This is a genomic window from Mycobacterium florentinum, from assembly GCF_010730355.1.
Lineage (GTDB): Bacteria > Actinomycetota > Actinomycetes > Mycobacteriales > Mycobacteriaceae > Mycobacterium > Mycobacterium florentinum.
On the sequence record NZ_AP022576.1, the window covers coordinates 1,494,345 to 1,517,647 of the forward strand.

22 protein-coding genes and 1 riboswitch are annotated in these 23,303 nt (G+C 68.0%); of the genes, 6 read left to right on the forward strand and 16 right to left on the reverse strand.

The window, feature by feature from the left end:
* Positions 1–14: 14 nt before the first annotated feature.
* Positions 15–836, reverse strand: coding sequence for a trypsin-like serine peptidase (locus G6N55_RS07025; protein WP_085226704.1), 822 nt, complete (start codon positions 834–836; stop codon positions 15–17).
* Between the two features lie 208 nt (positions 837–1,044).
* On the opposite strand from G6N55_RS07025, the gene G6N55_RS07030 reads away from it, so the two are divergent.
* Genes G6N55_RS07030 through G6N55_RS07040 form a run of 3 tightly spaced genes read left to right on the forward strand, consistent with a single transcriptional unit; the run spans position 1,045 to position 3,807 of the window.
* Entirely contained in the window at positions 1,045–2,019 is a 975-nt protein-coding gene (locus tag G6N55_RS07030; RefSeq protein WP_085226702.1) for a proteasome assembly chaperone family protein, read from the forward strand.
* Positions 2,020–2,054: 35 nt separating this feature from the next.
* Positions 2,055–3,086, forward strand: a complete 1,032-nt coding sequence (locus G6N55_RS07035; RefSeq protein WP_085226700.1) for an alpha/beta fold hydrolase — start codon at positions 2,055–2,057, stop codon at positions 3,084–3,086.
* Between the two features lie 34 nt (positions 3,087–3,120).
* A complete protein-coding gene (locus G6N55_RS07040; protein ID WP_085226698.1) occupies positions 3,121–3,807 on the forward strand; it encodes a PhzF family phenazine biosynthesis protein in 687 nt (228 codons plus the stop codon).
* A gap of 10 nt (positions 3,808–3,817) precedes the next feature.
* On the opposite strand, the gene G6N55_RS07045 is transcribed toward G6N55_RS07040, so the two are convergent.
* The 3 genes from G6N55_RS07045 to G6N55_RS07055 all read right to left on the reverse strand — a co-directional run bounded on the left by G6N55_RS07045 (position 3,818) and on the right by G6N55_RS07055 (position 5,421).
* Positions 3,818–4,303 carry a peroxynitrite isomerase gene (locus tag G6N55_RS07045; protein ID WP_085226696.1) on the reverse strand — a complete coding sequence of 162 codons (486 nt, stop codon included), beginning with the start codon at positions 4,301–4,303 and terminating at the stop codon, positions 3,818–3,820.
* Between the two features lie 5 nt (positions 4,304–4,308).
* Positions 4,309–4,773 carry a transcriptional regulator NrdR gene (gene nrdR / locus G6N55_RS07050; RefSeq protein WP_085226694.1) on the reverse strand — a complete coding sequence of 155 codons (465 nt, stop codon included), beginning with the start codon at positions 4,771–4,773 and terminating at the stop codon, positions 4,309–4,311.
* Positions 4,774–4,932: 159 nt separating this feature from the next.
* Positions 4,933–5,421 carry a LysM peptidoglycan-binding domain-containing protein gene (locus G6N55_RS07055; protein WP_085227128.1) on the reverse strand — a complete coding sequence of 163 codons (489 nt, stop codon included), beginning with the start codon at positions 5,419–5,421 and terminating at the stop codon, positions 4,933–4,935.
* Between the two features lie 295 nt (positions 5,422–5,716).
* Here G6N55_RS07055 and lexA point away from each other — a divergent pair, with 295 nt between their 5' ends.
* Entirely contained in the window at positions 5,717–6,418 is a 702-nt protein-coding gene (gene lexA / locus G6N55_RS07060) for a transcriptional repressor LexA (RefSeq protein ID WP_085226692.1), read from the forward strand.
* Between the two features lie 19 nt (positions 6,419–6,437).
* On the opposite strand, the gene G6N55_RS07065 is transcribed toward lexA, so the two are convergent.
* The 8 genes from G6N55_RS07065 to G6N55_RS07100 all read right to left on the reverse strand — a co-directional run bounded on the left by G6N55_RS07065 (position 6,438) and on the right by G6N55_RS07100 (position 17,034).
* Positions 6,438–8,825, reverse strand: a complete 2,388-nt coding sequence (locus G6N55_RS07065) for an LGFP repeat-containing protein (protein ID WP_428838900.1) — start codon at positions 8,823–8,825, stop codon at positions 6,438–6,440.
* Between the two features lie 526 nt (positions 8,826–9,351).
* On the reverse strand, positions 9,352–10,512 hold the full coding sequence (locus G6N55_RS07070) for an acyl-CoA dehydrogenase family protein (protein ID WP_085226688.1): 1,161 nt from the start codon (positions 10,510–10,512) through the stop codon (positions 9,352–9,354).
* A gap of 114 nt (positions 10,513–10,626) precedes the next feature.
* Positions 10,627–12,081 carry a GTPase HflX gene (hflX, locus tag G6N55_RS07075; RefSeq protein WP_085226686.1) on the reverse strand — a complete coding sequence of 485 codons (1,455 nt, stop codon included), beginning with the start codon at positions 12,079–12,081 and terminating at the stop codon, positions 10,627–10,629.
* A 46-nt stretch (positions 12,082–12,127) separates the two neighbouring features.
* Positions 12,128–12,994, reverse strand: a complete 867-nt coding sequence (gene dapF, locus G6N55_RS07080; protein WP_085226684.1) for a diaminopimelate epimerase — start codon at positions 12,992–12,994, stop codon at positions 12,128–12,130.
* A 60-nt stretch (positions 12,995–13,054) separates the two neighbouring features.
* Complete coding sequence (miaA, locus tag G6N55_RS07085) at positions 13,055–13,978, reverse strand: tRNA (adenosine(37)-N6)-dimethylallyltransferase MiaA (RefSeq protein ID WP_085226682.1); 924 nt, start codon at positions 13,976–13,978, stop codon at positions 13,055–13,057.
* Complete coding sequence (locus tag G6N55_RS07090; RefSeq protein WP_085226680.1) at positions 13,975–14,673, reverse strand: class III extradiol ring-cleavage dioxygenase family protein; 699 nt, start codon at positions 14,671–14,673, stop codon at positions 13,975–13,977. Before G6N55_RS07090 ends, miaA begins: the two co-directional genes overlap by 4 nt.
* Positions 14,674–14,730: 57 nt before the next feature.
* Positions 14,731–15,669 (reverse strand): DMT family transporter, encoded by a 939-nt coding sequence (locus G6N55_RS07095; protein WP_169718519.1) that lies wholly within the window; start codon positions 15,667–15,669, stop codon positions 14,731–14,733.
* A 462-nt stretch (positions 15,670–16,131) separates the two neighbouring features.
* The gene (locus G6N55_RS07100) at positions 16,132–17,034 is read right to left on the reverse strand and encodes a DMT family transporter (RefSeq protein ID WP_085226678.1); all 903 of its coding nucleotides are present in this window, start codon (positions 17,032–17,034) and stop codon (positions 16,132–16,134) included.
* A 242-nt stretch (positions 17,035–17,276) separates the two neighbouring features.
* Here G6N55_RS07100 and G6N55_RS07105 point away from each other — a divergent pair, with 242 nt between their 5' ends.
* Complete coding sequence (locus G6N55_RS07105; protein ID WP_085226676.1) at positions 17,277–18,611, forward strand: DUF349 domain-containing protein; 1,335 nt, start codon at positions 17,277–17,279, stop codon at positions 18,609–18,611.
* Here G6N55_RS07105 and G6N55_RS07110 read toward each other — a convergent pair.
* Genes G6N55_RS07110 through recA form a run of 4 tightly spaced genes read right to left on the reverse strand, consistent with a single transcriptional unit; the run spans position 18,608 to position 22,278 of the window.
* Complete coding sequence (locus G6N55_RS07110) at positions 18,608–19,216, reverse strand: Rv2732c family membrane protein (protein ID WP_085226674.1); 609 nt, start codon at positions 19,214–19,216, stop codon at positions 18,608–18,610. The genes G6N55_RS07105 and G6N55_RS07110 overlap by 4 nt on opposite strands.
* Entirely contained in the window at positions 19,213–20,703 is a 1,491-nt protein-coding gene (gene miaB, locus G6N55_RS07115; protein ID WP_139827077.1) for a tRNA (N6-isopentenyl adenosine(37)-C2)-methylthiotransferase MiaB, read from the reverse strand. The genes G6N55_RS07110 and miaB overlap by 4 nt, the downstream gene beginning before the upstream one ends.
* 44 nt (positions 20,704–20,747) lie before the next feature.
* Entirely contained in the window at positions 20,748–21,269 is a 522-nt protein-coding gene (recX, locus tag G6N55_RS07120) for a recombination regulator RecX (RefSeq protein ID WP_085226670.1), read from the reverse strand.
* A complete protein-coding gene (recA, locus tag G6N55_RS07125) occupies positions 21,235–22,278 on the reverse strand; it encodes a recombinase RecA (RefSeq protein ID WP_085226668.1) in 1,044 nt (347 codons plus the stop codon). Before recA ends, recX begins: the two co-directional genes overlap by 35 nt.
* A 163-nt stretch (positions 22,279–22,441) precedes the next feature.
* A riboswitch (cobalamin riboswitch) is annotated at positions 22,442–22,572 on the forward strand.
* A 42-nt stretch (positions 22,573–22,614) separates the two neighbouring features.
* Between recA and G6N55_RS07130 the strand changes: the two genes are divergently transcribed.
* Entirely contained in the window at positions 22,615–23,292 is a 678-nt protein-coding gene (locus tag G6N55_RS07130) for a (2Fe-2S)-binding protein (protein ID WP_085226666.1), read from the forward strand.
* The last annotated feature ends 11 nt before the right edge of the window (positions 23,293–23,303 follow it).

A 23,303-nucleotide genomic window follows, 5' to 3' on the forward strand; every position in this document is an offset into this window, starting at 1 on the left:
AGCGGCGATCGGGTCTAGCAGGTGTCGTCCAGGTCGACCGGTACCGGGTCGCCCGGGCCGCCGGCTTCGGCGCGGGCCAGCAGCGCGACGATGTGATCGTCGAACGGCGCTGAGTAGGACACGTTCTCGGCGCATCCGCCGCGTTCCAGTCCACCGATCAGCCCGACGACCGTGGTGCCGCTGACCCACGGCGCGCCGCTGGTGCCGCCAACGAGCCCCTGGCATGTCAGTGAGGGAAATCCCCCGTCGGTGACGGCCGTGCTGCCCTGGCAGCCGATCGGCGAGCCGCCCACGCCGCTCGGATACCCCACCACGGTCACGTGACTGCTGGGCGGCGGGGCCATACCCAGGGTCAGCGCCAGGCCGGCGCGTGCCTCCACCGAACCACCGTGGTCGCTGTTGACGCGCGCGATCGCGTAATCGGCATGCGGATCTTTGCTGGCAATCCAGCGCGGATCCAGATAGACGTTGTCGGCCGTCCAGAGATCGGGTGGCGCCCCGTCACCGGACAAACCGGGCACGAACGTGATCTGAGCAGCTCCGGCCAGACAATGCGCGGCGGTCAGCACCAAGTTGCCGGCCGCGGAGTGCACCACCGAGCCCGTGCACACGTGCTGGGTGCTGCCGTCCAAGAAGATTGCTCCCACCCGACGATCCGGATCCACCGGGCCGGCAACCGCGCCCGGCTCGGGCTGGCTGAGACGCTGGACGGACTTGGTCGGTTTCGGTGTCTGCGTGCTGGTGGGCAGCGACACATGCAGCACCGGACGCCCGCACGACGCCAGTAACGTCGCCAGGCCGACCAGTGGGCATAGCAGCAGCATCCGGACGCGCATCGGCTCCCATCATGCCCGACCAGACGGGTGGAGGCGGAATTCGACGCTTCCCGCTGCGGCGGTAGATTTGCTGGCAGAGCCCGGTGGCGCCGGATATGTTCCATCCGGATTACGTTCGAGCGTCATCCCGTTTTAGGTACTGGTGCCCATTGATTCGGGGGACACTGGTTAGGGCACCCTGGAACAACCCCCGAGAGGAGGCAACCGGATGTCTGACGAGCACAGCGCCGACGACTTGTACTACCAGCCAGGACAACCCGGCATGTACGAGCTGGAGTTCCCGGCTCCGCAGTTGGTGACATCGGACGGCCGCGGCCCCGTTCTGGTGCACGCCCTGGAGGGCTTCTCGGACGCCGGCCACGCGATACGGCTGGCCGCTGCCCACCTGAAATCCGCCCTGGACACCGAGCTGGTCGCGTCGTTCGCGATCGACGAACTGCTGGACTACCGCTCGCGCCGGCCGCTGATGACTTTCAAAACCGATCACTTCACCAGCTACGACGACCCGGAACTGAGCCTGTACGCGCTGCGCGACAGCGTCGGCACCCCATTTCTGCTGCTGGCCGGTATGGAGCCGGATCTCAAGTGGGAGCGTTTCATCACCGCGGTGCGCCTGCTGGCCGAGCGGCTCGGGGTGCGGCAGACCATCGGCCTGGGCACCGTTCCGATGGCCGTTCCGCACACCCGGCCCATCACCCTGACCGCGCACTCCACCAACCGCGAGTTGATCACCGACTTCCAGCCCTGGATTTCCGAGATCCAGGTCCCCGGCAGCGCGTCCAACCTGCTGGAATACCGGATGGGTCAGCACGGCCACGAGGTGGTCGGTTTCACCGTCCACGTCCCGCACTACCTCACTCAGACCGACTACCCCGCCGCCGCCCAGGCACTGCTCGAGCAGGTCGCCAAGACCGGGTCGCTGGAACTGCCGCTGACGGCGTTGACCGAGGCAGCGGCCGAGATTCGGGCCAAGATCGACGAGCAGGTCGAGGCGAGCGCCGAGGTGGCTCAAGTGGTGGCTGCCCTCGAGCGCCAGTACGATGCGTTCATCGACGCTCAGGAAAACAGGTCGTTACTAACACGCGACGAAGACCTTCCTAGCGGCGACGAGCTTGGTGCCGAGTTCGAGCGATTCCTGGCCCAACAGGCGGAGAAGAAGCGCGACGACGACGACCCGGCTTAAACGTCCGAAGGGGGCGCGACAACAAGGGTGGCGAGATGACTGAGCGGAAGCGCAAGAGCAATCTTCGTCCCGTGCGGGAAGTGACCACCCCCCGCCTCGAATACCGCACCATCCACGGGTACAAACGAGCGTTCCGTATCGCCGGCTCCGGGCCGGCGATCCTGTTGATCCACGGCATCGGCGACAACTCCACGACCTGGAATACCGTGCAGGCCAAGCTCGCTCAGCGGTTCACGGTGATCGCCCCCGATCTGCTGGGACACGGGCAGTCCGACAAACCGCGCGCCGACTACTCGGTCGCGGGCTACGCCAACGGGATGCGCGACCTGCTGTCGGTGCTCGACATCGAGCGCGTGACCATCGTCGGGCATTCGCTCGGCGGCGGGGTGGCGATGCAATTCGCCTACCAATTCCCACATCTGGTCGAGCGGCTCATCCTGGTCGCCGCGGGCGGCGTCACCAAGGACGTCAACGTCGCCTTCCGGTTGGCCTCGCTGCCGATCGGGACGGAGGCGTTGGCGCTGTTGCGGTTGCCCCTGGTGCTACCGGCGGTCCAGCTGGCGGGACGGCTCGCGGGCCTGGCGATCGGATCGACCGGGTTGGGCCGCGACCTGCCGAACGTGCTGCGCATCCTGGACGACTTGCCGGAGCCGACGGCGTCATCGGCGTTCAGCCGGACACTGCGGGCCGTGGTGGACTGGCGCGGGCAGATCGTCACCTTCCTGGATCGATGTTATCTGACCGAGGCCATCCCGGTGCAGATCGTCTGGGGCACCAAGGATGTGGTGGTTCCGGTGCGCCACGCGTGGATGGCACACGCCGCGATGCCCGGTTCCCGCCTGGAGATCTTCCAGGGCTCCGGGCATTTTCCGTTCCACGAAGACCCGGCCCGCTTCATCGACGTCGTCCAGCGCTTCATCGACACCACCGCACCCGCCGAATACGACCAGGCGGCGCTTCGCGGGTTGTTGCGCACCGGCAGGGCCGAGGCCGCGGTCACGGGCTCGGCCGACACGCGCGTCGCGGTGCTCAACGCGATGGGCTCCGACGAGCGCAGCGCGACTTAGACAATTGATTTGACCCGGCCCGTACAGTCGGGCCATGGGTATCGACGTGACGGTGTTGCGGGTCTTCACCGACCAAGACGGCAAATTCGGTAATCCCCTGGGCGTCGTCGACGCCGCCGCGATCGCTCCCGCCGATCGCCAGCGCCTGGCCACCCAATTGGGTTACAGCGAAACGGTATTCATCGATCTTCCGGCGGCCGGCGCAACCACCGCGCATGCCACGATCTACACCCCGCGCACGGATCTCCCGTTCGCCGGCCATCCCACCGTCGGGGCGTCGTGGTGGCTGCGCACGAACGGCACGCCGATCAACACGCTGGCGGTGCCGGCCGGCGTCGTGCGGGTGCACTACGACGGCGACCTGGTCGGCGTCACCGCCCGCTCGGAATGGGGTCCCGAGTACGCGATGCACGAATTCGATTCAGTCGAACAGCTTCTCGCGGCCGACCCGGCCGAGTTTCCCGACGACGCCGCGCACTACCTGTGGACCTGGATCGACCAGGCCGCCGGCTCGTTGCGCTCCCGGACGTTCGTCGCGAATCTGGGTGTGCCCGAAGACGAAGCGACCGGCTCGGCCGCGCTGCGGATTACCGACCATCTCAGCCGCGACCTGAGCATCACCCAGGGCAAGGGATCGAGGCTGGAAACCGTCTGGAGCCCCGAGGGCTGGGTTCGCGTCGCCGGGCGCGTCGTCAACGACGGTGTGACACAAGTCGACTGAGCAAGGAGACTCAGGACTTTCGCTGCAGCACCGCGGCGAGATGATGCTGCAGGGGTTGCCCGACCGCACCCATCCGCACCGAGTAGGAAAGCTGGTCGCCGTCGATGCGAAACGAACGGCCAAGCGCGGAGACCTCTTTGGCGGTCGGAGTCAATCCGACCGAGGTGGTGGCCAGCTCGATTTCGATGAGATCGCCGGTCACCGAAAAGGTGCCGACCTCGATTTCGGTGACGCCGCTGGGATGAGCCAGCACCAGCTCGACATGTCCGGGCTCCGGCACCCGAAGATAGCCGGTCTCGGCATGCATCGGTTTGCCGTCGGCAGCCCCTCTGGTCTTTTGGGCGTAGGCCAGAAACGGTTTACCCACATGGGAAAAGGCGATCTCTTCGAGATATTCGAAGGGCTGGATGGTGGGGTATTCGCCCGAACCGCGACCGGCCCAGGTGCCGAGCAGCGGCGCGAGTGCCTCGAGATCGGGATGTAAGTCGGTGGGCATGCGGGTCAGCTCGGAGTCGTTACTTTGCGGTGCTTGCGCAGCGCCGCGATCTCGCGTTCGAAATCGTCGGCCGACGAAAAGGACCGGTACACCGACGCGAAACGCAGGTACGCCACCTCGTCCAGGTCGCGCAAGGGGCCGAGGATCGCCAGGCCGACTTCGTGACTGGGGATTTCCGGCGAGCCGGCCGCACGCACGGTGTCTTCGACCTGCTGGGCCAGCAGGTTCAGCGCATCCTCGTCGACCTGACGGCCCTGGCACGCGCGGCGCACGCCCTTGATGACCTTTTCGCGGCTGAATGGCTCGGTGACACCGCTGCGCTTGACGACGGCCAGCACCGCGGTTTCTACCGTGGTGAAGCGTCGCCCACACTCCGGGCAGGACCGCCTGCGTCGAATGGCTTGGCCTTCATCGGTTTCCCGAGAGTCGATCACCCGGGAATCGGGATGGCGACAGAACGGACAATGCATGACCGCTCCTTCGCTGTGCCGGCAACTCGGAAGAACACTCCGAGCGTACCCGGGCGCTCCCTCGCCGGGCCAACGCAGCTGCCACACGGACGCTGCCGCCGACGGGCGAAACGAGGAGCCTTGGCGTAGAGCGGTTTTCGCACCGCACGGCGGGCGCGGTCAGCCGACCGGCGCGATCAGGGTCTGACCGGCCGCCAACGCCGGCGAGCTCAGGTTGTTGAGTTCGCGGATACGGTCGGCGACCTGGCGGGCCGGCGCCTCCGGCGCGACCCGATGTGCCACGTCCTGCAGGGACTCGCCCGGCTCCACCTGCACGACGGAGAGCCGGTCCGGCACTGGAGCGGCGGCGGAGTCGCCGTTGGCGATCTGACCGAGGTTCGCGACCAGGCCCAGCCAGAGCGTGATGATTCCGGCCATCAGGGCCAGGCCCACCGTCGTCCCCAGCGTGACCGGGCGGCGGCGGTGCGGCGCGGCCGACATCGAGACGCCTGTACCGCGATAGCACATCGGCGCTCCGGCCGGCCGTGACTGCACGGACCGGCGGGACCGTAGCACGCGCTCCTGGTCGTAGCGAGGACGTGCAACCAGCCCGTCGCTCGGGCGCCGCACGTTGCTGGTCCGCGGTGAGACTGTGTGCATGAGCGTCATGTGCGTTCCTCCGGTCAACTGATCGTCGCTCGTGTGTTCGACACTATCGCTCGTGTGTTCGAAATCCGAACATTTGAGCAAAGCGTGTCGCACGAGCAAAACGCTAGACCACGGCACCGACAACTTGTCCCGGTCGCTATCGGTGCCATGCAGCACAAGTACCCGGTCTTTTCACGAGTTACACCATTGTTATTCGTGGAGTGCCGCGGATCACTCTCCCGTGGAACCCGAGGTGGCGACACGCCAGTCGAACACATGTTTGATTCTCGGGTTACAGCAGGCTACATTCAGTGCCATGAGCGACAGCAACGACACCTCGGCAACCGGCTCCAACGCCCGGCTGCATGCCGTGGATTCATCGCTTACCCAGCGGCAACGCACCATCTTGAATGTCATCCGCGAGTCGGTGACCACCCGTGGATATCCGCCGAGCATCCGGGAGATCGGTGACGCCGTCGGGCTGACGTCGACCTCCTCGGTGGCGCACCAGCTGCGCACCCTGGAGAAGAAGGGCTTCCTGCGCCGCGACCCGAACCGCCCGCGGGCCGTCGATGTCCGCGGCGCCGACGACGCGGTCGCGGCCGCACCGGCCACCGAGGTCGCCGGATCCGACGCGGTGCCGGAGCCCATCTTCGTCCCCGTGCTCGGCCGCATCGCGGCCGGTGGACCGATCCTGGCCGAGGAGGCCGTCGAGGATGTCTTCCCGCTCCCCCGCGAGCTGGTCGGCGAGGGCACCCTGTTTCTGCTCAAGGTGGTCGGCGACTCGATGATCGAAGCCGCGATCTGTGACGGCGACTGGGTGGTGGTGCGGCAGCAGAACGTCGCCGACAACGGCGACATCGTCGCCGCCATGCTTGACGGTGAGGCCACCGTCAAGACGTTCAAGCGTGCCGGCGGTCAGGTGTGGCTGATGCCGCACAACCCGGCGTTCGATCCCATCCCCGGCAATGAGGCGACCGTGCTCGGCAAGGTCGTGACGGTGATCCGCAAGGTCTAGCGCCGGGAAGTCCGGCGCGTCAGTCGGCCTTCACGAAGCCGTTGACCAGCGCGGCTTCCTCACTGGACAACCAGATCTCGGCCAGCGTGTCGTGGTAGAGGTCGCTGTCCGGGGTGTAGTAGAGGCCGAAGCGCGCACTCGCCTTGATCGGATAGCCATCGGGTATCTGGTACGGGTCTTCCAACGGCATGTGAATCGTCGGGCGCCCGGCCGGGCTGAGCGCACCGATGGCCGCGACCGGCGCGATGTCCACCTCGTCGTCGTCCGCGGCGGCCGCGTGCCGTCCGGCTCTGCGTGCGACGCCGGACGCGGCGCCGAGCGCAGCGGCCAGGCTGGATGCGGCCCCACCCGTGGTGGCGCCACCGGCAGCGGCGGCACCGGCCGCACCGGCAAGATCCGGCGGCGTATGCGCCACGGCGACATCGGGATACGCGGGCTCCGGCTCTTCGGCGGGATAGGCAGCATCGGGATGGGCGGCGTCGGGCGGGGTGTGCGGGACAGCCAGGTCGGGATAGGCCGCCTCCTCCTCGCCGGCACCCGGATAGCCCGCCTCCGCATAGGCGGCATCCTCGTCCGCGAATTCCGGATAGCCCGCCTCGGCGGCGACGGCGTCGGCGTAGTCGTCCTCCGCGATGACCTCCGGATACGCGACCTCGGGCACCTCGGCGGCTTCGGGGTAGCCGGCTTCCGGGAGCTCGTCGGCGTAGCCGGCCTCGGTCAGGTCATCCGCCGACACCACGGGGATGGAATCGGTGTCGACCGAGTCGGGATCCCGCTCGTCGACCGCTAACTCATCCCACTCTTCCTCGGATACCGGCCGGGCCGCCTCGTCGTACCCCGCGTCCTCGTCCAGGTCGGCCGATTCGGGTCCGTGCGGCCACCTGGCGCGCGGCACGTCGTCGATGTCCCGGTGATCCGGTGCGTGCGCGTCGCTGAATGACAGGTGTTCGGTGGAGCTATCGCCGTATTCGGGTCCCCAGCGCGGCTCGCCCGCGTCGTCATAGCCGCCGACGTCGACGTCGCGCTCCAGGTCATAGGGTGCGCTGTTGCGACCGGCGCGATGCTTGCGCCACCGCAACGCCACGAACACCGCCAACAGCACCAGAACCAGCAGCGGGACCAGGGCGAACAGGTACCACCAGCTCCAGGTGAACCACTTCTTGGCGTGGGGAGGCATCGCCGAACCGCTCGGCTGGTTCTGCCCCGACACCTGTAGGCCCGACAACAGCGGAGCCAGGTTGGCCGGGTCAGTGGAGAAGGTGTTCTTGGCGCGGTTCCACGAGATCTTGCCGCCGGTGAACTTCTGCGAGATCACGTCGCCGTCGACGGTCTGATCGCCGACCGGCGCGCCCAGCTTTCCGGTGGGGCCACGCAGCTTGTCCCACGCGGCCTTCATGGCGCCGCGCACGACGAACGCGCCGTGATCGGACGTCCAGAAGATCACCGGCTTGTCGGCCGCCGAGAACGTGACGATCCGGCTGTTGGGGCTGATGCCGCCGTCGGACTCGTTGGCGGTCGGGAATCCGAGGTCGCTGCTGACCGGGCCACCGACGGCCTCGTACTTCGCCAGGATGTCGCTTTCGACGGCGGCCGCGCCGGTGGCCGGGCTGAAGAACACCTTGCCGCCGGCGAAGTTCTGGACGATGCCGTCGCCGCCGATCGGATTCTGACCGCCCTGCTTGGCGCCCAGCGGACCGTTGACGCCGCCGGCCGCGCGCCAGGCCATGTTGATGGCCGCGCCGGGATCGATCGCTACCTGCAGGCCCTTGAGCTGGTCGGCCAAATTCGCTGGCTCAGTGGTGAATTCCTTGGTCTTGCGATTCCAGGAGATCTGGCCGTTGCTGAATTTCTGCGAGGACACCTCGCCGTCATAGGTCTCGTCGGAGACCGGGGCGCCGAGCACACCGCCGGAGCTGCCGAGTTTGTCCCAGGCGGCATTCAGGGCGCCGCGCACGACGAACGCGCCGTGATCGGGCGTCCAGTAAATGACCGGCTTGTCGCTGGCCGAGAACGTCGCCACCCGGCTGTCCGGGCCGGCCAGGCCGGGCACCTCGTTGATGGTCGGAAAGCCCAGATCGCTACCGGCCGCACCGCCGAGCATGTCGTACTTTTCCAGGATCGGGCCGTAGATGAATTTGGCACCGGTGGCGGTGGTGAAGTACATCTTGCCGCCGTCGAAGTCGCACACGAAGCCGTCGGCGACCGGGTAGACATCGCCCTTGCGGGGTCCGAGCGGTGAGGTGTCGCCGCCGGCCTTGCTCCACTCGGCCATGATGGCGGCTTCGGCGTCACCGATCGGGGACGCTGAGACGGTGGGTGCCAACAGCACAACGGCCAACGCTGTGGTCGCCACGCTGATCAGCGCCCGACCCGCGAGCCTGCGCACTTGACCTCTCTTCCCGTTCACCAAGCCTCCCAGCCGACGGATATGCCCTTATGTATGGCCATGCCCGTACCCTGCGGCCCCTGCGAGCGGTTGGTATCCCAAACGCGGGCTACGAACCCCACCGAGTTCGTATTATCGCCGGGCTCGCATAACTTTGCTCCAGCGAACGAGAAATACGAAGGCAATTCGCGAATATTACGAAAACGGAGACCACTCCGATGTCGAAATGATGCGGGACGACGATCGTGTCGCGACCGATCTTGTCCCAGAACACCCCAAGGGCGGGTGATTACGCGCTCCACGGAGCCGAAGGACATGCGCCGACCACACGCGAGGTGCCGACTATCCACTCGAGCAAAGGAGCTATTCATGGGCAACGACTATTTTGCCGCAAATCCAAGCAATGACAGCGTAAGCCGACTAGTTGGGCTTGGTTCGTGTCACCATCCGCGCGGGCACCGCGCATCCGTCCACGATTCGTTGTTGCGTGACAGCGGGATTGGTTCACCGCCGCCGACGTTAGCCGATGGGGGTCGCGATCACGCGGCTAGACCCCGAGGCTGCGCCCGACGATCTCTTTCATGATCTCGGTTGTGCCGCCATAGATCGTCTGCACCCGGGCGTCGAGATAGGAACGAGCGACTGGGTATTCGCGCATGTAGCCATAGCCGCCGTGCAGCTGCAGACACCGGTCGATCAGGTGCACCTGCTTTTCGGTGGAGTACCACTTGGCCATCGCCGCCTGCTCGGCCGTCAGCTTCTTGTCCAGATGCAGCCGCAGGAACTCGTCGACCATGATGCGCACCACGGTGGCCTCGGTCGCCAGTTCGGCCAGCACGAAGCGGCTGTTCTGGAAACTGCCGATCGGCTTGCCAAAGGCTTTGCGCTCCTTGGTGTATTGCAGTGTCTGTTCGAGCACCTGCTCCATCGCGGCGGCCGCCATGACCGCGATGTTGATCCGCTCCTGCGGCAGGTTCTGCATCAGGTAGATGAAGCCCTTGCCCTCCTCGCCGAGCAGGTTTTCGGCGGGAACCTTGACGTCGGTGAACGACAACTCCGCCGTGTCCTGCGCGTCGAGTCCGATCTTGTCCAGATGCCGGCCGCGCTCAAAGCCTTCCATGCCGCGTTCGACGACCAGCAGCGAAAAGCCTTGTGAGCCCTTGTCCGGATCAGTCTGCGCAACGACGATCACCAGGTCGGAATTGATTCCGTTGGTGATGAACGTCTTTGCGCCGTTGAGCACATAGTGGTCGCCCTGTTTGACCGCCCGGGTCTTGATGCCCTGCAGATCGCTGCCGGTTCCCGGCTCGGTCATCGCGATTGCGGTGATGATTTCCCCGGTGCAGAACTTCGGCAACCAGCGTTGCTTCTGCTCTTCGTTGGCCAGCTCCAGCAAATACGGCGCGATGATGTCGTTGTGCAGTCCGAAGCCGATCCCGCTGTATCGCCCGGCGGTGGTTTCCTCGGTGATGATCGTGTTGTACCGGAAGTCGGGATTGCCGCCGCCGCCATACTCTTCGGGCACCGCCATGCCGAGGAATCCCTGCTTGCCGGCCTCGAGCCAGACACCGCGGTCGACGATTTTCGCCTTCTCCCACTCGTCGTGGTACGGCGCGACATGGCGCTCGAGAAAGGCCCGGTAGGACTCGCGGAACAGGTCGTGCTCGGGTTCAAACAGTGTGCGCTGGTACTTGATTGCACTGCCCATGGAAAACCTCCGGCCGCCGGGAACTCTGCCGACCAACATATACCAACCAGACGGTTGGTCGGCAGCTGGCCCGGGCCGATCGGGTCGGACTTTCGCCGACCGATGGTGGCGCGGTTAGGAGACCTCGTCGCCCGCGGCGCCGAATTGCCGCAGACTGGCAGCCAGCGCCACCGGGACCCGGGCCTTGATCCGCGTCCCTTCGGGGTTGTGCTCGGCCTGCTGGACCCGGCCGTCGGCGTGCACGCGGGCCACCAGGTCGCCGCGGTCGTAGGGGATCACCACGTCGACGGCGGCGTCGGTGGGAGCGGCCAGTTCGGCCATCCGGCGGCGCAACGCGTCGATGCCGTCACCGGTGTGCGCGGAGACGAACACCGCGCCGGGCAGCCCGTGCCGCAGCTTGGCCAGCATCAGATCGCCGGCCGCGTCGATCTTGTTCACCACCAGTAACTCCGGCGGGGGCTCCCCGTTGTGGTCGGAGATCACTTCGGAGATCACCTGACGCACCGCATTGATCTGGGCGAACGGGTTGACGTCGGAGCCGTCCACAACATGCACCAGCAGATCGGCGTCGACGACCTCCTCCAGCGTCGATCGGAATGCCTCGACCAGCTGGGTGGGCAGGTGCCGCACGAACCCGACGGTGTCGGTGAGCACGAACGGGCGTCCGTCGTCGAATTCGGCACGCCGGGTGGTGGGCTCCAGGGTGGCGAACAGCGCGTCCTGCACCAGCACCCCGGCTCCGGTGAGCGCGTTGAGCAGGCTGGACTTGCCGGCGTTGGTGTAGCCGACGATCGCGACCGACGGCATATCGCTGTGCAGACGGCGACTGCGCTGGGTGTCGCGGGCCTGCTTCATGTCCTTGATCTCGCGGCGCAGCTTGGACATCCGCTCGCGGATACGGCGCCGGTCGGTTTCGATCTTGGTCTCACCGGGACCACGCAGGCCCACCCCGCCGCCGCTGCCGCCGGCGCGGCCACCGGCCTGCCGGGACATCGACTCACCCCAGCCGCGCAGCCGCGGCAGCATGTACTCCATCTGAGCCAGCGACACCTGCGCCTTGCCCTCGCGGCTGGTGGCGTGCTGGGCGAAGATGTCCAGAATCAGCGCGGTACGGTCGATGACCTTGACCTTGACGGCCTTCTCCAGCGCGGTCAGCTGCGCCGGAGACAGCTCGCCATCACAGATCACGGTGTCGGCGCCGGTGGCCACGACCACTTCCCGCAACTCCTGGGCCTTGCCCGAGCCGATGTAGGTCGACGGGTCGGGCTTGTCGCGGCGCTGGATGAGGCCTTCGAGCACCTGCGAGCCCGCGGTTTCGGCCAGGGCTGCCAGTTCGGCCAGGCTGGCCTGGTTGTCGGCCGCGCTGCCCTCGGTCCACACCCCCACCAGCACGACACGTTCCAGTCGTAGCTGCCGGTACTCGACCTCGGAGACGTCGGCGAGTTCGGTGGACAGCCCGACGACGCGGCGCAGTGCCGAGCGGTCTTCGAGAGCGAGTTCACCGACGCTGGGCTCGGACGCGGAATGGCCGGCCGGCCGATCGTGGTACGGGGTTTCGGGGTGTGTCATAGGCAATTAGCAATAGTGCACGCGAAATCCGCGACGTGCATCCGAATTATTGGGCGCTCCACCAATCCTCGCTCACTAGGCCACGCGCCAACAGCACCGACGGCCCGCGCAGATAGCTGGTGGCGTCGGTGATGGTGACGACGACGTCACCGCCGGGCACGCGCACGGTCAGCGTCCCGGTGTCGTCCCCGGCGTCGGCCAGCGCGGCCACCGCCGCCGCGACCGTTCCGGTTCCGCACGAACGGGTTTCGCCCACCCCGCGCTCGTGGACCCGCATCTGCACCACGCCGTCGGCGGCCGCGGTCAGCACTTCGACGTTGACCCCTTCCGGGAACTGCGCCCGGTCGAACTGCACCGGCGCGGCGACATCCAGCGCGGCGAGCCCGTCGCCGGTCAGCTCCGGGTCGACGCAGGCCAGGTGCGGATTGCCCACGTCGATGGCCAGCCCGCGCAGTCGCCTGCCGCCGACGACGGCCTCCCCCGCTCCCAGCCGGTTGGCCTTGCCCATGTCGACGGTGACGTCGGCATGGGTGGGGTCGGCGTGGTGCAGGGTGACCAGCCGCGGCCCGGCCAGCGATCCGACGACGAACTCGCCGCGGGCCTCCAGGCCGCTGGCCCGCAGGTAGTGCGCGAACACCCGCACGCCGTTGCCGCACATCTGCGCGGTCGAGCCGTCGGCGTTGCGATAGTCCATGTACCAGTCGTCCGCGCCGACGCCGTCGGGCAGCCGATCGAGCACCCGGGCCTCCAGCGCGGCACCGGCGGTGGTGATCCGCAGCACCCCGTCGGCACCCAATCCGCGGCGGCGGTCGCACAGCGCGGCCACCCGCGCCGCGGTCAGCGACAGTTCGGCGTCGAGGTCGGGCAGCAGCACGAAGTCGTTCTGGGTGCCGTGGCCCTTGGCAAAGATCATCTGCGCCGCTCCTCCGATCCCGGCTGCGCCGGAAGCATCGTCGCGGCGCGGATCACCTGTTCAGGGTACTTGCCGCCACACCCGGCAAGCCTGCTCGACCAAACCGGTACCCGCTGCGTCGACCCAGTGCACCCGGTGGTCGCGGCGAAACCACGACCGCTGCCGTCGCACGTAGCGCCGGGTGCCGACGAACGTCAGCTGCTGCGCGTCGCGCAGGGCTTCGGGGTCGTCGGAATCGAGGGCGGCAAGCACCTGCGCGTAGCCCAGCGCGCGCGACGCGGTGACGCCGTCGCGCAGACCCTCGAGCAGCAGCGCGCGCACCTCGTCGACCAAGCCGAGGGCAAACATGGTGTCGGTGCGGCGGGCCAATCTCTCATCGAGAATGGTTGTGTCACAGTCTAATCCGACGATCGCGGTGCCCCACCGCGGAGCACCGATGCGCGGCGCGGACGCGGCGAACGGCCGGCCGGTGAGCTCGACGACCTCGAGTGCGCGCACCGTGCGGCGGCCATCGGTGGGCAGGATCGCCGCGGCGGCGGCCGGGTCGCGGCGGGCCAGCTCGGCGTGCAGCATCCCCACCCCGACCTCGGCGAGGCGCTGTTCCCAGCGCGCCCGTACCGCGGGATCGGTCGCGGGGAACGTCCAGTCGTCGAGCAGCGACTGGACGTAGAGCATCGAACCGCCCACGATGACCGGCACCGCGCCGCGCGCCGCGATCGCCTCGATCTCCGCGGCGGCGGCTCGCTGATAGCGGGCAACGGTCGCGGTCTGGGTGACGTCCAGGACGTCGAGCTGGTGATGCGGGATGCCGCGGCGCCCGTCGACGGGCAGCTTGGCGGTGCCGATGTCCATGCCGCGGTAGAACTGCATGGCGTCGGCGTTGACGATTTCGGCGCCCACCTCGCCGCTGAGTTGCTCGACGACGTCGAGGGCCAGCTGCGACTTGCCGGTCCCGGTGGGGCCGATGATCGCCAGGGGTCTCATGGCTGCCAGGCTCCGGCGAAGTACCCCACACCGTAGGGCGCTCCCCGGTACAGCTCCTTGGCCGAACGCGGACCCGGCTCGGCCAGCCCGGCCAGCACCTGGAAAGCGACCCGCCCGAGGATCGGCTCCGGCAGCCGGGCCAGCGCGGCGCCGTCGCCGTTGGCCAGGGCGTCGTCGAGAGCCAGTTGGGCATCGGGGCTGGCGGGGTCATGGCCGCCGGGCGCGCCCGGCGTCAGGGTGTTCGCGCCGTCGGCGACGACCAGCACGCCGACCGGATCGGGCTCGGCGTCGATCTCGGCGCGCAGCCGCCTGCCGATGCTCAGCGCGGCGTCGACGTCGTGGCCGTCGCGATAGACCCGAACCTGCGCGCCGGCCTCGGGCCGGGCCTGGCCGCGCAGCCAGCCGGCGATCAGCGCGCAGAGCGGGAAGTCGGCCACGGCCCCGGCGGGCTCGTCGGCTCCCGGTGGCGAGAGGTAAACACGCACGTCGGCGCCGTAGCCCGCGAAGCTGCCGATCCCGTTGGGGCCCAGCACTTCGTCGGCACCGCCCGTTCCGATGACCACCCACCGCGACGGCAGCAGCGCCGCCGCCGCCATCACCGCCGTAACCAGGTCGGCCACCTCGGCGGCCGCTGCCCCGGCGAGCTCCGGGACGAGCATCGGTGTGGAGGGAACGATCGCGATGGCGCTCAGCACGAGATCAAACTAATCGACGCTCACGACGTCAACCGGCCAGGCGGTCGGCCGTTGCGGTCAGTGGCTGCACTCCGCCTCGGCGAGCCGGACCTCGCCCGATCGGCGCAGTGCCTTTTTCGCCAGCTTCTCGGTGAAACTGCTCGACATGGTCGCGGCCTCACCGCGGGCCAGTGCCACGGTCGCGACGACCACCACCACGACACCGACCGCGAGCACGACCTCCGCCGTCCCGTTGCAGTCCAGGTACTCGCCGAGCACGGCTATGCCCAGGATCGAACCGACGACCGGCTTGGCCACCACCGAGGTCGGCAGTGAGGCGGTCAGCGAACCGGCCCGGAACGACGATTGCTGGAAGATCATGCCCGCCAGCGCGGCGGCGATCCACGCGTAGAACTCGGGCGCCGTCAACAGCGCACCGACGCCGTCCCCGACGATCACCACCACGGCCTTGGTCAGCACCGCGAACAGCGCCAAGGACGAACCGGCGACGATGGCCAGCAGCACCGCGGCCACCGAGCCGGGCCACTTGCGCGCGCCCCACAGGCAGAACACCAGCGCGGGGCCCATCACCAGGGCCACCACCATCCACGTCTGCACCGAGCCGCGCGAGGCACCGGGATCCGGATCGCCGACGACGACCACCACGGCCAGCGCGGCGGCCAGCAGCAGCGCCCACGTCCATTCCCAGCGGGTGACCGAGCGCCGGGTCATGTGCGCGTAGATCGGCAGCGCGAACAACAGGGCCGTCACCTGCAGCGACGTCACCAGCATCACGGAACCCATGGTCAGCGCGGCGGCCTGCAGCGCGTAATTGGCGATGGCTCCGCCGGCCCCGAGCCACCACTTACCGTCGCGCACCGACATCCGGAAGAGCTCGAGGTGGCCCACCGGCTTGTCGGTGATCTCCTGCGCCGAACGCTGACGCACGACATTCCCCAGTGCCGACGCGAACGCGGCGAGCAGGGCGAGAACAACCGCGATATCTATTTTCTCCATCTGCGACCTCCTCCCCGGCACGGCCCCGTGGGCCATCATCTGCGGCGGGTATTCACTACCCGTTTCGGAACCGTTTCGGTTGTGTGAGCGATGAAATCGCCCGCGCTGCTTTCCGGAGAAACGGTCCTGCGCAATAAGTAGTTCACGAACCTATGTACAGCCTGTGGAGCGGCTGTGGCTGACTGGTGACGCCCGATAGGACCGAAGAACCCACCCCAATGGTGTCACAGCCGGACGACCGGCCGCCGCCCCAACATCGCCGACGACAACGATCGCGACCGCTGTGCAGCGGGTCAAGTCAGTCGGCGCTGCGACCCCACCCTCGCTATCTTGACGTGCCCCCTCCAGCCCCACAAGTACCAACAACACCAATTGTCACTATCACGGTACCGGGCTCCGCGTGGTGGCCCTACGGCCTTGGCAACGGTGGAATCGAACCGTTACCCGAGCCGGGTGCGCCGGCTACGCCGGTTGCTCGGCGGCGTCATCGAGCGCGGCCTCGATGCGTTTGCTGGTCGCGACGGCGTCGATGCGGGCGAGTTCGGCGGTGGCCGCCGCCACCACCGACGCGGCCGCGATCAGCGCGACCATCCCGCCGCGGCCGGTGTTCAGCGTTTCGCCGAGGACGACGACACCCAGCAAAGCCGCTACGACGGGCTGTGCCACCTGCAGGGTCGGCATCGACGCGGTCAGCGCACCGGCGCGGAACGCCGATTGCTCCCACGCGAAACCGCCGAGCGCGACCAGCAGCCAGGCGTACACCTCAGGGCTGACCAACACCGCCCAGCCACCTTCGCCCAGCCGATGGACAACGCCCTTGGTGAGCACCGCGAAGATCCCCCACAGCGAACCCGAGACGAAGGCGAACAGCACCGCGGCCACCGTGCCGCCCCGGACGCGGGCGGCCACAATGGACCCGATCAGCAGCGGCCCCAGCACCGCCGCGACGTACGCCCAGGTCTGTAGGGGGGCGTTGGCATGACCCGCCCGCGGGTTGCCGACCGTCACGATCACGCACACCGCGGCGGTCAGCACGATCGCCCAGATCCACTCCCGCCCGGAGACGGTGCGCTGGGCCAATCTCGCGCTGATCGGCAACGCGAACAGCAGCGAGAGCACCAGCAACGCCTGCACCAGCAACACCGACCCCTGGTCGAGCGCGGCCGCCTGCAACCCGATGCTCCCGATCAGGATCAGCACGCCCCACCGCCATCGCTGATTGCGGGCCAGCTTTGCGAACAGCTGCATCTGGCCCAGCGAGGTGTCGGTGATCCGGTGCGTCGCGCGTTGCTGGAGCACGTCGCCGATCGCGACGCACAGCGCCGAACTCAACGCGAGCAACGCGGCGATATCCACCTTGTTCATCTGCGGGTTCTCTCCGAAGTCGAGGGCGGTTCACGAATAAACACACTGGGTGCACCCACTGTTACACAGGGGTCGTCCGGGTGCCGGGAATCAGGTTGCCGCATACGGACCCGCAAGCTGCTTGAATACTGGTGGAATCGGTGACGGAGCGGCTGTCGGTAGCAGCAGGTCTCCCGACCGTAGAGGCGCCGCTAAGCGCGGCAGATGCGCGGGAAAGCAAGCGCGCGAAAGGTGTAGAGAGCATGACCGACCACGAGCCCCGCTGCAGCGACGCGCCCAAGCCGGCACCACGCCCCGGGCCGCGACCCGGTCCCCGCCCAGGGCCATCACCGCGACCCAGCGCCCACCCGGTGGTGTTGCCCCAGACCAGCAATCCGCACCAGTACGGACGCGTCGACGACGACGGGACGGTGTGGCTGGTCAGCTCGGCCGGCGAACGCATCATCGGCTCCTGGCAGGCCGGCGACCGTGAGGCGGCCTTCGCCCACTTCGGTCGGCGATTCGAGGACCTGAGCACCGAGGTCACGCTGATGGAGGAGCGGCTGGCCTCCGGAAGCGGTGATGCCCGCAAGATCAAAGCGAACGCCTCCGCGCTGGCCGAGACGTTGCCGACGGCCTCCGTGCTGGGCGACATCGATGCGCTCGCGGGCCGGCTGACCGCCCTGGTGGAGCAGGCCGACGCCACGGTCGCCGCCGATCGCTCCCGCCGCGACGAGCATCGGGCCGCGCAGACCGCCCGCAAGGAGGCGCTGGCCGCCGAGGCCGAGGATCTGGCCGCCAACTCGACGCACTGGAAGGTCGCCGGGGACCGGATGCGCGAGATTCTCGACGAGTGGAAGACCATCACCGGCCTGGATCGCAAGGTCGACGACGCGCTGTGGAAGCGGTATTCCGCGGCGCGCGAAGCATTCAACCGGCGGCGCGGCTCGCACTTCGCCGAATTGGACCGCGAGCGCGCGGGCGTGCGGCAGTCCAAGGAACGGCTGTGCGAGCGGGCCGAGGAGATGTCCGATTCGACGGACTGGGCCGGCACCAGTGCCGAGTTCCGCAAGCTGCTGACCGAATGGAAATCGGCGGGGCGCGCGACCCGAGAGGTCGACGACGCCCTGTGGAAGCGGTTCAAGGCCGCCCAGGACGCCTTCTTCTCCGCCCGCAATGCCGTGTCAGCGGAAAAGGATGCGGAGTTCGCGGCCAACGCGACCGCCAAGGAGGCGCTGCTGGCCGAGGCCGAGAAGATCGACACCAGCAACCACGAAGCCGCCCGGGCGGCGCTGCGGTCGATCGCCGACAAATGGGACGCGATCGGCAAGGTGCCCCGGGAGCGGTCGGCCGACCTGGAGCGGCGGCTGCGCGCCGTCGAGAAGAAGGTGCGCGACGCCGGCGAGGCGAATTGGACCGACCCCGAGGCGCAGGCCAGGGCCGAGCAGTTCGCGACCCGCGCCGAGCACTACGAGCAGCAGGCCCGCAAGGCGGCCGCGGCCGGCCGGACCAAGGAAGCCGCAGAGGCACAGGCCAACGCCGAACAATGGCGGCAGTGGGCCCAAGCGGCCGCCGAGGCGCTGACCCGCAGGTCCTAGCGGTCCGGGGGTGCCTCGGCTTCGGGATCAGCGGGGGTGTCCTGGTCGCTCAGGGTCTCCAGCAGCGTCCTGGACTGTTCCTCGGCACTGATCCGGCGCCGCTGCTCCTCGGCGGCGAGTTGCACGATCGTGCGCGACCACACCACGCGGGCCCAGTGAAACGTCAACAGAATCACGGTGATCCATGCCACCCACAGCCCGACGCCGGGGCCGGGACTACCGGCGGGCGCGGTCTGGCGTGACCACACGGCCAACAGCCCGGCCGCGCCGGCTATCGACGAGCCCGCCAGCGCGATCCAGGCCAGCGCCCAACGGCGGGTCAGCAATGCCAGCATCGAGAATCCGACGCCGAAAACCAGTGCCAGCCAAGAGAATACCTTCGAAGGCAGCGACAACGCGGCCGCCCCGGCGCCGTGGCTGCTGAACAGCACATCCCAACCGCGGACCTGGCCGGTGTGCGGCAGGATGAACGACCCCAGCAGCACGAAGACCAAGACGGCGACGATGAATGCCCTTGGGCCGGGATCGATTTCGCGTGCAACGCGGTGTTCTGCGGCCTCGATCTCGGCACGCAGTGCGTCAAGGTCCGTGTGTTCTTTCGTCATCGGCTACATCCCAGGGGTTCGACCGGTTCAATCGCCGGCCCAATGCCGGGCATGCCCAACCCGATACCGCGCGGGCGCACTCGTGCGGCGTGCGCGTCACCCGCTCTGGTGCGGCGGTGGGTCAGGATGCCGGCGTCGGCGATCAGGTGGTGTGGCGCGGCCTCGGTGACCGCGGTGGTGATGATGTCTCCCGGCCGCACCGGGGTGTCGGCGGTGAAGTGCACCAGCCGGCCGTCGCGGGCGCGCCCCGTCATGCGGGCGGTGCGCGCGTCCTTGCGGCCCTCGCCGGTGGCGACCAGCAGTTCGACGGTCTGGCCGATCAGTTCGCGGTTGCCCTCCAGCGAGATCTGCTCCTGCAGCTCGATGAGCCGCATATAGCGTTCCTGCACAACGGCTTTCGGCAGCTGTTCGTCGAGTTCGGCTGCCGGTGTGCCGGGCCGCTTCGAATACTGGAAGGTGAACGCGGCCGCGAACCGGGCCTGGCGCACCACGTCGAGGGTGGCCGCGAAGTCCGCCTCGGTTTCGCCGGGGAATCCGACGATGAGGTCGGTGGTGATGGCCGCATGCGGCATGGCCGACCGCACGCGATCGATGATGCCGAGGTAGCGCTCGGCACGGTACGAGCGCCGCATCGCCCGCAACATCCGGTCGGACCCCGACTGCAGCGGCATATGCAGGGCCGGGCAGACATTCGGCGTCTGCGCCATTGCCTCGATCACGTCGTCGGTGAACTCCGCCGGGTGCGGCGAGGTGAACCGCACACGTTCGAGTCCGTCGATGCCGCCGCAGGCCCGCAACAGCTCGGCGAAGGCACCGCGGTGGCGGGGCAGGGCCGGATCCGCGAACGAGACACCGTAGGCGTTGACGTTCTGCCCCAGCAGCGTGACTTCCAGCACGCCGTCGTCCACCAGCGATCGCACCTCGGCCAGGATGTCAGCCGGGCTGCGGTCGACCTCCTTGCCCCGCAGCGACGGCACAATGCAGAACGTACAGCTGTTGTTACAGCCGACGGAGATGGAAACCCAAGCGGCATAGGCGGATTCGCGAGCGCTGGGCAGTGACGACGGAAACTCCTGCAGCGCCTCGACGATTTCCACCTGGGCGACTTTGTTGTGCCGGGCCCGGTCGAGCAGCGTGGGCAGCGAGCCGATGTTGTGGGTGCCGAACACCACGTCGACCCACGGCGCCTTGCGCAGCAAGGCGTCTCGGTCCTTCTGGGCCAGACAGCCGCCGACCGCGATCTGGAAGTCGGGATTGTCGCGCTTGCGCGGGGCCAGGTGGCTGATGTTGCCGTACAGCTTGTTGTCGGCGTTCTCGCGTACCGCGCAGGTGTTGAAGACCACCACATCCGCGTCGGCGCCTTCGTCGGCGCGCCGGTAGCCGGCCGCCTCGAGCAGACCCGCCAACCGCTCGGAATCGTGGACGTTCATCTGGCAGCCGTAGGTGCGCACCTGATAGGTACGCGCCGAAGCCACTGTCGAAGTCACGGGGCTATGGTACGGCGACCAGGGCCCGAGGGATTAACGCCCAGCTAGACGCGGCGGCGTTCCCGTTCGGCGTTCAGCTCGGCCAGGACGACCTCGCAGGCCAGGTTCTGGCTGTAGCCGCGTCGGGCCAGCATTCCCACCAGCCGGCGGGTGAGCCGTGCGTCGTCGCCGCTGAGCGTGTCCCGCCGCAACTTGGCCCGCACCAGTTCTTCGGCCCGGTCCCGCTCGGCACCGGCATCAATGCCGGCCAGCACGGTGGTGATGACCTCTTTGTCGACGCCCTTGGTGTGCAGCTCGGCGGCCAAGGCGCGCTTGCTCTTTCCCGCGTGAGCGTGCCGGGACCGCACCCATTGTTTCGCGAAGTCCTTGTCGTCTACCAGCCCGACGGCGGCCAGCCGGTCGAGCACCCGGGCGCTGACGTCGCCGGGGTATCCGCGTTTGGCGAGCTGGCCGGACAACTCGGCCCGGGTGCGTGCCCTGGCGGTGAGCAGGCGCAGGCACAACGCCCGCGCCTGCTCTTCGCGGGAGGGATCAGAAGTCGACGGGAGCGGGGAGGACGTCGTCATCAGCAGTCACTACCGCGCCAATGCCAAGCTTTTCCTTGATCTTCTTCTCGATCTCGTTGGCGATGTCGCCGTTCTCCATCAAGAAGTTGCGGACGTTCTCCTTGCCCTGACCGAGCTGCTCGCCCTCGTAGGTGAACCAGGAACCGGACTTGCGAATGAAGCCCTGGTCCACACCCATGTCGATCAGCGAGCCCTCCCTGCTGATGCCGCGGCCGTAGAGGATGTCGAACTCGGCCTGCTTGAACGGCGGTGCCACCTTGTTCTTGACGACCTTGACCCGGGTGCGGTTACCGACCGCGTCGGTGCCGTCCTTGAGGGTCTCGATCCGGCGCACGTCCATGCGCACCGACGCGTAGAACTTCAACGCCTTTCCACCCGTGGTGGTTTCCGGGCTGCCGAACATCACCCCGATCTTCTCGCGGAGCTGGTTGATGAAGATCGCGGTGGTTCCCGAATTGTTCAGCGCGCCAGTCATTTTCCGTAACGCCTGGCTCATCAGCCGGGCCTGCAGCCCGACGTGGCTGTCGCCCATCTCGCCCTCGAGCTCCGCGCGCGGCACCAGGGCGGCCACCGAGTCGATGACCAGAATGTCCAGCGCGCCCGAGCGGATCAGCATGTCGGCGATCTCCAGGGCCTGCTCACCGGTGTCGGGCTGGCTGACCAGCAGGGAATCGGTGTCGACGCCGAGCTTCTTGGCGTAATCGGGGTCCAGGGCGTGCTCGGCGTCGATAAACGCCGCGACGCCGCCGGCGGCCTGGGCGTTGGCCACCGCGTGCAGGGCAACGGTGGTCTTACCCGAGGATTCCGGGCCGTAGATCTCCACGACCCGGCCGCGCGGCAGGCCGCCGATGCCCAGGGCCACGTCCAACGCGATGGATCCGGTGGGAATGATCGAGATCGGTTGACGTGTCTCGTCGCCGAGACGCATCACCGAGCCTTTGCCGTAGCTCTTCTCGATCTGGGCCATCGCCAGTTCGAGGGCCTTTTCGCGGTCGGGCGCTTGCGCCATGGTGTCTCTCCTGTAGTCGTCGTTCTCTGACCGGTATCGGTCGGTTGGCCGTGACACTAGAGAGACCCACCGACAAGTCATCGTCGAACGATCCCCACAGTAGACGAACACCTGTTCGATTCAAGTTCGACACGCCGCGGGCGTTTCGTGTGGCAACATCAGCTACCGACAGGGCGCCGACGGCCCGCATGAACCTTGAGGAAACCGGTGCGAATCCGGTGCGGTCCCGCCACTGTGATCGGGCACATCTTCTCCACCCGAGAGCCAGATACTCACCGTCGGCGCTTCCTCACTAGACGCTGGGGCGGATCTCCCCAGAGAGGCTGGATGCGCCGCATGGATATCTCCGGCGAGCTTGCCGAAATATCTTCCTACAGGGGGTTTTTCGCGCTGACCGTGGGCGGCGCCGCGGCAGGATGGCACCCGGTCCGCCAGGACTACGCCGACGGCTTTGCCGGTTTGATCGACACCACCGCAAAGCGTTACAACACGACGGACCTGCGGATCGGCGCCTCGCTGGTTCACCTCGGCCACGCCACCCGGCTGTGGTCCCCGGTGCTGGCCTGCGCGTTGGCCCACGGCGTCGTCCCGGACCTGCAAGACCTGCAACGTGCCGACGATGGGGCGCAGCTGCGCCTGCCCGAGCCCATCGGAGAGCAGGTCGCGCACACCTCGGCGGAGTTGTTGTATCGCCTTGTGGTGCAACACCATATGCAGCCGTTCGCGGCCGGCCTGCAGGTCAAACTGGCGCCCGCCCTGCTGGCGGGCAACATCGCGTCGGCGCTCGTCGGCGCGTCACGGGCGCTGCTCGCGGCCCGGCCTGACCTGCGCGCGCGGATCGTCGAGAGCACCGAATCGCTGCTGAACACCGGCGTGCTGTCCGGGTCCGGCGCCATCACCGGCTCACATCTGGGGTTCAAGCGCGACAGCTGCTGCCTGTTCTATCGCCTTCCCGGACGATCGGTGTGCGGCGACTGCGTATTTCGCCAGGCGCCCCGGTCCGGCCGGCGTTGAGTGTGGTTAGC

Coding starts and splice junctions, on each gene's coding strand:
- G6N55_RS07025 (WP_085226704.1), bottom strand. CDS start 836: ATGCGCGTCCGGATGCTGCTGCTATGCCCACTGGTCGGCCTGGCGACG.
- G6N55_RS07030 (WP_085226702.1), top strand. CDS start 1,045: ATGTCTGACGAGCACAGCGCCGACGACTTGTACTACCAGCCAGGACAA.
- G6N55_RS07035 (WP_085226700.1), top strand. CDS start 2,055: ATGACTGAGCGGAAGCGCAAGAGCAATCTTCGTCCCGTGCGGGAAGTG.
- G6N55_RS07040 (WP_085226698.1), top strand. CDS start 3,121: ATGGGTATCGACGTGACGGTGTTGCGGGTCTTCACCGACCAAGACGGC.
- G6N55_RS07045 (WP_085226696.1), bottom strand. CDS start 4,303: ATGCCCACCGACTTACATCCCGATCTCGAGGCACTCGCGCCGCTGCTC.
- nrdR (WP_085226694.1), bottom strand. CDS start 4,773: ATGCATTGTCCGTTCTGTCGCCATCCCGATTCCCGGGTGATCGACTCT.
- G6N55_RS07055 (WP_085227128.1), bottom strand. CDS start 5,421: ATGACGCTCATGCACACAGTCTCACCGCGGACCAGCAACGTGCGGCGC.
- lexA (WP_085226692.1), top strand. CDS start 5,717: ATGAGCGACAGCAACGACACCTCGGCAACCGGCTCCAACGCCCGGCTG.
- G6N55_RS07070 (WP_085226688.1), bottom strand. CDS start 10,512: ATGGGCAGTGCAATCAAGTACCAGCGCACACTGTTTGAACCCGAGCAC.
- hflX (WP_085226686.1), bottom strand. CDS start 12,081: ATGACACACCCCGAAACCCCGTACCACGATCGGCCGGCCGGCCATTCC.
- dapF (WP_085226684.1), bottom strand. CDS start 12,994: ATGATCTTTGCCAAGGGCCACGGCACCCAGAACGACTTCGTGCTGCTG.
- miaA (WP_085226682.1), bottom strand. CDS start 13,978: ATGAGACCCCTGGCGATCATCGGCCCCACCGGGACCGGCAAGTCGCAG.
- G6N55_RS07095 (WP_169718519.1), bottom strand. CDS start 15,669: ATGGAGAAAATAGATATCGCGGTTGTTCTCGCCCTGCTCGCCGCGTTC.
- G6N55_RS07100 (WP_085226678.1), bottom strand. CDS start 17,034: ATGAACAAGGTGGATATCGCCGCGTTGCTCGCGTTGAGTTCGGCGCTG.
- G6N55_RS07105 (WP_085226676.1), top strand. CDS start 17,277: ATGACCGACCACGAGCCCCGCTGCAGCGACGCGCCCAAGCCGGCACCA.
- G6N55_RS07110 (WP_085226674.1), bottom strand. CDS start 19,216: ATGACGAAAGAACACACGGACCTTGACGCACTGCGTGCCGAGATCGAG.
- recX (WP_085226670.1), bottom strand. CDS start 21,269: ATGACGACGTCCTCCCCGCTCCCGTCGACTTCTGATCCCTCCCGCGAA.
- recA (WP_085226668.1), bottom strand. CDS start 22,278: ATGGCGCAAGCGCCCGACCGCGAAAAGGCCCTCGAACTGGCGATGGCC.
- G6N55_RS07130 (WP_085226666.1), top strand. CDS start 22,615: ATGGATATCTCCGGCGAGCTTGCCGAAATATCTTCCTACAGGGGGTTT.